At 57.8% G+C, this 6060-nt stretch carries 6 protein-coding genes; 3 read left to right on the forward strand and 3 right to left on the reverse strand.

Going from position 1 to position 6060, the window contains the following annotated elements:
- Nucleotides 1–250: 250 nt before the first annotated feature.
- Nucleotides 251–865 (reverse strand): Uma2 family endonuclease, encoded by a 615-nt coding sequence (locus tag ACVW0C_RS14000; protein ID WP_414357404.1) that lies wholly within the window; start codon nucleotides 863–865, stop codon nucleotides 251–253.
- A gap of 385 nt (nucleotides 866–1250) precedes the next feature.
- Here ACVW0C_RS14000 and ACVW0C_RS14005 point away from each other — a divergent pair, with 385 nt between their 5' ends.
- The 3 genes from ACVW0C_RS14005 to rsmD are packed head-to-tail and all read left to right on the forward strand — an operon-like array spanning nucleotide 1251 to nucleotide 3506.
- Nucleotides 1251–2018 carry a HEAT repeat domain-containing protein gene (locus tag ACVW0C_RS14005; protein WP_457386011.1) on the forward strand — a complete coding sequence of 256 codons (768 nt, stop codon included), beginning with the start codon at nucleotides 1251–1253 and terminating at the stop codon, nucleotides 2016–2018.
- A 39-nt stretch (nucleotides 2019–2057) separates the two neighbouring features.
- On the forward strand, nucleotides 2058–2945 hold the full coding sequence (locus tag ACVW0C_RS14010) for a Sll0314/Alr1548 family TPR repeat-containing protein (protein WP_457386013.1): 888 nt from the start codon (nucleotides 2058–2060) through the stop codon (nucleotides 2943–2945).
- 9 nt (nucleotides 2946–2954) lie between these two features.
- On the forward strand, nucleotides 2955–3506 hold the full coding sequence (gene rsmD / locus ACVW0C_RS14015) for a 16S rRNA (guanine(966)-N(2))-methyltransferase RsmD (RefSeq protein ID WP_457386014.1): 552 nt from the start codon (nucleotides 2955–2957) through the stop codon (nucleotides 3504–3506).
- On the opposite strand, the gene ACVW0C_RS14020 is transcribed toward rsmD, so the two are convergent.
- Nucleotides 3503–4123: a hypothetical protein gene (locus ACVW0C_RS14020; RefSeq protein WP_457386015.1), complete on the reverse strand. Its 621-nt coding sequence runs from the start codon at nucleotides 4121–4123 to the stop codon at nucleotides 3503–3505. The two genes, rsmD and ACVW0C_RS14020, sit on opposite strands and share 4 nt — an antisense overlap.
- A 45-nt stretch (nucleotides 4124–4168) precedes the next feature.
- Nucleotides 4169–5710 carry a glycogen synthase GlgA gene (gene glgA, locus ACVW0C_RS14025; RefSeq protein WP_414413590.1) on the reverse strand — a complete coding sequence of 514 codons (1542 nt, stop codon included), beginning with the start codon at nucleotides 5708–5710 and terminating at the stop codon, nucleotides 4169–4171.
- Nucleotides 5711–6060 lie beyond the last annotated feature (350 nt).

The raw sequence follows: 6060 nt of genomic DNA on the forward strand, positions 1-6060 counted from the left end.
TACAACTCTTTGCCGCAAATCCAAAGAATGAGTCGGCATTCCTTTCTCTCCTTCCTCTTGAATACCTGTACCCTATTTTAAATTAAAAGGCTGTACTTCTGCAAACATTGTCGCCCATCTCATCCTTTAATAGTCTTTTATGGCATAGCCGTGTAACCCTAGCCAGAGCCGGATGTAGATATCTAGCAGAATCACTTCAGGCATTCCCAACTTGCCTCATCTACGTTTCAAGTGGGGGAGTAGGTTCTTGTCAGGAGCGTGTTGCATTTGAATCTTGCTCTAATTCAATATCACCGTAAATGTCTGCCAGGGAAAAAGTGATGTTGACAGATGGCAGCGTAACAACATCATCCAGGGCATGGTAGTCCCTGAAGATCCACTCGACATTTCCCTGGCGGCGGTAGTGTTCTACACTGATTCGAGCTTGGTCAATTAGCAGATACTCCTGTAAAGTTGGGAGAGAGCGATAGGCAGCAAACTTCGCTCCTCTATCGTAGCTTTCGGTGGCAGGCGAGAGCACTTCCACAATTAAGATAGGGTTAGTGACAGTATCCTTGCGCCCTTCTTTAAGCTGAACTGGGTTTTGGATCACCATACCATCGGGATAGACATATTGTTCGAAGGCAGGTATGTAAAGTCTGAGATCACTAGAAAAAACGGAAAAACCCTTGCCTCTTAGCTTAAGCCAAAGTAGGGCATTGACACTGGTAATCAGTTGGCTATGAATGGGTGTGCCGCCAGTTATCTCAATAATTTCCCCATTGCGAAATTCACGGCGGATCCCGCCTGTGGCCTCTGATTCAGCTTCCAGGGCAAAGTATTCCTCTGAAGTGTGGGTTTTACGGGGGGCGAGGGCAGTGGTCATGGCATCTCCTCAGGCAGCGGCAGAATGGATCAAGCGGTCAGCCGGGTGTCGGGAAGCTGGACGCGGTAGCCTTTGAGTTCTCTCGGTTGCGAAGCGGTGCATAGCACTCACACAAGCGCGGTCAACCTCTCTGCGTCCTTCGTCGGCCTCTCTACACTGAGAAGCATCCTGCGATTCTAGGGTAAAGACCGGTGGTGGGGAGCTGACGCTTTTGTTATCCTGTCGCATAAGCTCCCCCTCTGGGATCCCAGGGGAAAGTGGGCCAACCTTGCCTGACACTGAACGCCAGCACAGCCCGCATAATGTTCCCGCACAATGTCCTGCACAATGTTGTGTCAGCAAGACTTGGTTCTCGATGGCAGGTTTGCAGAGAGGACGTGACCTGATGTTTACTTGGCTCTGGACGAAACAATTTTCTCGCTTGAATCAAAGGCTACAGAGCCTAGAGGTAGCCCGCGAGGAAAACCTTCTGTCTCCCGATCTGAGCGCTCAAACTCTGCAGGTGGCCCCCGACTTTTGGGAACGGCAGCACCAAGCCTTTGTCTATGTGGATAAGCAAATGCGAAGGCTCAGCCGTCGCAGCAAGATTTGGGGAGGAATGGCGCTGCTGGCCATTCTGGCCGATGCGGCTTTGATAGTGGCAGGTCTGGCAGCGTTCCAGTCTTGGCAGCAGGTGCAGGCGGATCGCCAATTAACTCGCATTGCCCAACAGGTTGCGGCTGTCGATCCTGTGCAGCAAGCTTTTGAGGATCTGGTGGCTCAATTGCCCCAGATGAGCGGGGCAGAGCGATATCGTGCCCTAGAGGCGTTGCAGGCTCTCTCGGCCATCTCGATGGCCTATGGCGGCTACTCCTCCGACGGTTCTGCGGGCATTTCCATGTACAGCTCTGTTTTCCCAGCGGCAGCAACCCCTCTGGAGGCTCAACTGCAAACCATTTACCGGTTGGGGCAAATGCGGGTGGTGGAGGCGGTGCCGGCTTTGCTGACCAAGCTTGCGGACGATGAGCCGGTGGTGCGGGAGGCGGCAGCCCGTGCCCTCGGCCAAATCGGGGATCCGCGCGCCTTGGGTCCCTTGCACGATCTTCTGGCCTATGAGCCCAATGAGTTGGTTCAAGATGCCGCTATTGCTTCGATTGCCCAACTGCTGCGCTGAAGAGAGGGTTAGATGGGGGTGGGAGTTGAGGCACTGGGGATGAGTATCGGCAAAATGAGCAGGCTGGGCAAACTGCTGGGGGTGATTTGTTGGGTGTGGGGATCCGCTCTGCCCGTTTGGGCGCAGGATCCCTTCCGCAGCGGGGACAATGCCCGCCCCATCAGGCCGGAGGTGGCGGCAGCTTTTGAAGAGTTCTTCTGTGCAGGCCGCTACAGCCAGAGCCGGGAAAAACTGGAAATGGCCAAGAAGGCCTCCCCCGAAGAGCCGATGGTCTATGCCCTGTTGGCGGCGCTGGCTTATCAGGAGGGAGACCTGGAAGCATTTGCCCAGTTGGCCACTCAAACCCGACAGGTGGCCGCCGAGTTGAAAAAGACGGATCCCTTGCGGGGCAACCTTTATGAGGGCGTGGGCTACGGGCTAGAGGCAGCCAACATTGTGGTGCGAGATGGGGTGGTCATCGGTTTGCCCAAAGCTCTGCCCACCCTCAATCAATTGTTTGCTTCCATTCGGGCCGCCCAAGCAGTGGACAGCAGCGATCCGGAGCTGAATCTGCTCAACGGCTACATGGATTTGCTGCTGACCTACCGGGAGAAGGCTCTAAATCAGTTTCGGATGGCAGCTCCTGACTATCTGTCCTACCGCGGCCAAGCTCTGGCCTACCGGGATATGCAGCGCTTTGACGAGGCGCTGGAGGCGGTGGATCGAGCCATTGCTGCTTCTTGCAGCAACCCCGAGCTTTACTACCTCAAGGCGCAAATTCTGGTTTCCAAAGGGCAAGACCGAGAGGCCGTCCCCCTTTTCGATCAGGCCCTGCAAGCTTCCGCCCAACTGCCCCAACCTTTGGTGGAGCAAATCCAGATGGAGCGGGATCGCGCCGCCCAGCGCAGTGGGTTGACCGGCCAGTTGCCGACCACGCCTAGCCCCTGAAGGGATCCCATGAGCCTGCGCATCAGCGGCAAACGAGCGCTGCAAACTCCCGCTGGCTTGGGCACCCGACCCACACCTGGCCGGGTGAGGCAGGCCTTGTTCAACATCTTGCAAGGGCAGGTGGAAGGCTGTCGCTGGCTGGATCTGTGCTGTGGGGCCGGTACGGTGGGAGCAGAAGCTCTGTGTCAGGGGGCCGCTTTTGTGGCCGGGATCGAGATTGCCGCCCCTGCCTGCCGCATCATCCGAGCCAACTGGGCCAAGGTGGCGCAGCCGGGGCAATCTTTCCAGGTCATTCAGGGAGATGCCCGCAAGCTGCTCAGCCGCGGCCTGAACTTGGAGCCATTTGATTACGTGTACTTTGCTCCTCCCTACGAGGCCGGTCTGTACGCCCCGCTCCTGCCCCTGATCCCGCCCTTGCTCAAGCGAGGCGGAACCTTGATCGTCGAGCATCGCAGCGGCCATGACCTACCCGAACAGGTGGGATCCCTGCTGCGCTTTGACCAACGAACCTATGGGCAAACGGCGCTGGCTTTCTATCGCAATCTGGAAGAGCAGCTCTAGCTGGGGAAGGGAGTGCTGACGAAGCCGATTTCCAAGAGCTGCTGATAGGCTTGGGTGCCCAGCTCGCGGGTTGGGCCCTGGCTGTTGATGACCTGGATCAGCCAGCCCACAGCCTCTTCCGGTCGCCCGGCGGCGCGATAGACCACGGCCAAATCGTAGGCGGCTTGATCCCGGGCTTGGGCGGCAACACGGGCCAGCTCCCGCTGTTCTTCGGAGATGCGGTTTTGGATCCCGGCGAAGGCGCGGGAGAGATCTTGGTGGTAGTTGGAGCGCTGGTTGTAGGCGTTGAACACCTGTTGCAGCAGCTCGACAGCCTGGTCGTAGTTTTGCGCTTGGATGGCGGCATCGGCTTCGGCGGCCAGTTGTTCGGCTCGCAACGCGCTGAGGGCGCTGCTGGGTTGCTCTAGGGCGCGAAACTGCTGCGGATTGGGAATAAGCTGCTGTCCGGCAGGGAGCTGCTGAGCGGTTGCCCAGAAGGTGGAGCCCACGCCCAGGACAAGGCCGAGCAGTACGCCGAAAACCAACCGCGCCCAAGAACGGCGCAGAAGGCTGAGCCCCTGTGCGATGGCGTCCTGGCGACAGCCTTGGGAAGCAACAGCGGGACGTCGTCCGATCATGTGCGGGTAACCCCCAAAACCTTTTTTGACCCGTTCCACTCTACCCTACTCCTCGTGCCTTTGCTGCAGCTCAGGGATCCCTTTGGAGCGAGGCTGGGAGGAGATGGGCTTCTTGAGCTTGGGCGGAGAGGAGCTGGGCGAGTTGGGTGGCTCTGGAGGCTTTTCCGGCAGCAGCGGTAGGTTGAGAATCAGCTCATACATGCGCAGGTATTCCAGCGCTGAGCGGTGCCAACTGAAATCGCTGGCCATGCCCCGCTTCTGCAGCGCTTGCCAAGTTTCTTTGTGCTGGAAGGCTTCCCAAGCCCGCGCCAGACAGGTGTAAAAGTCCAGGGCTTCGTAGCGGTCAAAGCAGTAGCCGGTGCCGATCCCCTTGCTGGGGATGTGGTGGCTGACGGTATCCACCAGCCCTCCCGTGCGGCGGACGATGGGCACACACCCATAGCGCATGGCGATCATCTGGCTGATGCCACAAGGTTCAAAGCGGCTGGGCATCAAAAACGCATCTGCCCCCCCGTAGATCAACTGGGCCAGCTTGGGTTGGTAGCCTTTTTGGTAGGCCATTTTGCCCGGGTGCCGCTCGGCCATCTCCCGGATCCGCCCTTCGTAGTAGGCTTCGCCGCTGCCTCCCAGCAAAACAAATTGCGCGTCGCTGTAGGCCAAAAAGCGATCCAAGGCTTGGATGAGCAAGTCGATCCCTTTTTGCTCCACCAAACGGGCCACCATGCCCATCAGGAAGGTATCTGGGTTAACGGTCAAGCCCAACTTGGCCTGTAGCGTGGCTTTGTTGGTCGCCCGCCCGCTGAGATCATCGATGCTGAAATTGGCCTCTAGGTCTGGGTCGGTGCGGGGATCAAACCTATCGATGTCGATCCCATTCAAAATTCCTCGCAACCGTTCCCCTTTCCAGGCCAACAAGTCCTGCAGTCCTTCCCCATGCAGAGGGGTGCGAATTTCCATCGCATAGGTGGGCGAGACGGTGTTCACTTGGTCGGCGTAGAGGATCCCGGCAGCCATGGTGTTGTGGGCAGAAAAATACCAGGGCAGCCAGGTCATGCGCTCCAGTTGCCAGCGCCAGGGCCCTTGGTAGGCCAGGTTGTGGATGGTGAACACCGTGCCAATATCGGGAGCTTGGTGCATCCAGGCCGGGATCATGCCGGTGTGCCAATCGTGGCAGTGGATGATGTTGGGTTTCCAGGGGTAGTAAGTCCAGGCAAATTCGGCCACAGCGTTGGCAAAAAAGGTGAAGCGCCAGAACTCGTCCTCGCCGTAGTAGATGCGGTGGGGAGCAAAGCAGTAGTGGCTGACCAAGTAGAGGGGCACATCGGTGCCGGGCAAAACGCTTTCGTAAATATCGGCCACCTGACCCATGACCTGTTTAGACCAGATGGGATCTTTCGAGCGGGGGTATTGCCCCGGTTCCTGGCCGAACTTGTCCCAGAGAAAGCCATACAGAGGCATGATGATGCGGACATCCTGACCCAGCTTGCGCAAAACGACAGGCAGGGATCCCACCACATCCGCCATGCCCCCCACCTTGGCCAAAGGTGCTGCCTCTGCCGCTGCGAACAAAATCCTGGCTTGAACCACGCTGCCCTCCCTGGTGTTGTGGGCTCCGCTCCGCCGCCGCGAACGGATCCCGGCTCAGTTGCCCTCAGCCAAAACCCTTCCCATCCTAAAACACAAGGGATCCCTGCGCCGGATGAGCTGATGCAGCGCCTCATCTTGAGGTTATGTTGCAACTTATTGATTTTTCGTAAGATGGAAGGACAGTGCTGCTCAGAACTGTTGTGGGCGCTGCTGTATTGCACTTTATTCGTCGTCATTGTTCTGGAGAGACGTCCTATGACCATAGCGGTAGGGCGCGTGCGTCAGGAGCGAGGATGGTTCGACATCGTCGATGACTGGCTCAAGCGCGACAGATTCGTGTTTATCGGCTG

The organism is Thermostichus sp. OS-CIW-26 (assembly GCF_054058395.1).